A 1,908-nucleotide genomic window follows, 5' to 3' on the forward strand; every position below is an offset into this window, starting at 1 on the left:
AGTCAGATCCAAGTTGTAATGTCGTATTTTCTGGTGTGATCAAGTCATATTCGACCTCGAACACTCGAGTTTTATATGATAAGTCTCGGTCATTGTGCATAATAAGCACCGTATCACCAAGGGAAAGCCCATCCGTATCAGTTACTGAAGCAGAATACTGATAAGCTGGATGATTTTCCTGCATTAAGTCACGGTAGGCCGTGTTAAGAAGCACCCACTTATCGTCAATGTCTTCATATGTCTTAATCAGTAAACGAGGACTACCATCAATGTGTCCGTATTCTGCAGTAGCTAATGGATCGACTAGAACGGCATCCCCAACTGGCTTGTCTAAGGGGTCATTGTTCGCTTTCTTCCAGTCCAAGTCTTCGATGGTAATTCTTCGTCCATATCCATCTGGAGTATCACCATCTCCTTCACTCACTTGTTCTCCTTTACCACGAGGCAAGATGGCTGTATAAATGCTTGAGTTGTCTCCAGTACGTTCAACATTCAGCAAGTTAGACCCATGAACAAATACCTTAGAAGTATCAACGCCTTGTGCTATCACGTAATCCATGTAACGGCCAGTGACCTTATTACCCGAAATTGACACATAAAAAACAATCTCTCCACCAAGGCCTTTAACGACCGTATTAATAGCTTCAAGATTGCTTAAATAGTAAAAATTAGTGTGCAGTGATGCATTAACGTTACATTTTCTAAGTTTCCATGGGCTTCCTCCAAGTGCTACTTTCATCAAGTTTTCGGCTGTCTCTGAAGCGAAACGCCTGTCCTTAATATACGAGTAACTGCCTAGCTCTTGATAGGCCAATTCATACCAAGAATATTCAACTTTATCAGAGCTATCCTTAACGCTCATCAAGCGCAACATTAGGTACTTGCTTTCATCCAACGGATGAGGAACACCAACATATCGAACGTTGTTGCCGAATGCTTTAGTTGGCGGAAGTGCCAAATCAAACTTCGCCGCAGTATTAATCTTTAGGTCTAGCTTTGCTTCAAGCATATCTGCTTTATCAAGCATCCCCACAATTTCTTGTTTTTTATCAAAAAGATAAATCATAGCTGCTTAACCCGGTACTCAACCGTCATTTTGGCCGCCTGTGAACAACGAACCTGTGACCCTTTCTCAATAGTTGCTTCAAAAATATTGGTTTGCATAATATCAATCGTGTTCAAGGCACTATTACCATTAACAGTTAGTGACCTATCATTGATATTTAATACAATGGTTGACGATGATGGGAATGAACCGTTCATTTTCAAGCGCCAGTCGTTTCCAATGGTCAACAAAATTTCATTTGTGGAGCTTTCACCAACATTTACCACAATAGAATCAACATTCTGTCGATACGTTAACTGTGGATCATTGATATAAACAACGTTTTGCCCGTCGATTGTCTTTGTTTGACCGTGTCGATATGGATCGGACATAGTGATTTCAATGGTTCCTTTAACGCTCAACGATCCAGGCTCTCCATTAGTCAACTTAGTCACTGTCCCAATACGAGTAAACTCTGGTTCGTCAGCAAAATAGAACTCTTTTTCATCACCCTGTAGTAACAGCTTTAAACGAGTAAATGCCCGATTAAATTGTTCTGTTGTTTCAGCGATTAAAAAGAACACAACCGAAATCGTGTTCTTTTCAATTTTTGAGCGAAGAAAGAACTCCCCATCGCCAAAGCTATCAGAAGTTGATAACTTTCGAGAATAGTTATCTCTTCCGTCAACTGATACCGTTCGAAACTCATCAATTTCACTTTCTAAATTGATACCGTTAAAAGTCAAGCTTTCAATCGACTTACCAGCAGAGGCCGAGGTCGTCTTATTTAGGTCTTTAAATTCATACTGCATTTATCCCCCTTAATACACGCTCACAGCGTTGTTCTTTCGTAAGTCGTATGA

2 protein-coding genes are annotated in these 1,908 nt (G+C 40.4%); both read right to left on the reverse strand.

Going from position 1 to position 1,908, the window contains the following annotated elements:
- A partial coding sequence (locus BMZ93_RS06510) for a phage tail spike protein (protein ID WP_200769375.1) occupies nucleotides 1-1,066 on the reverse strand: 1,066 nt, incomplete at its 3' end.
- Entirely contained in the window at nucleotides 1,063-1,857 is a 795-nt protein-coding gene (locus tag BMZ93_RS06515; protein WP_091503349.1) for a distal tail protein Dit, read from the reverse strand. The genes BMZ93_RS06510 and BMZ93_RS06515, both read right to left, overlap by 4 nt.
- Between the last annotated feature and the right edge of the window lie 51 nt (nucleotides 1,858-1,908).

Origin of the sequence: Fructobacillus durionis (assembly GCF_900112405.1) — a bacterium.
Taxonomy (GTDB): Bacteria; Bacillota; Bacilli; order Lactobacillales; family Lactobacillaceae; genus Fructobacillus; species Fructobacillus durionis.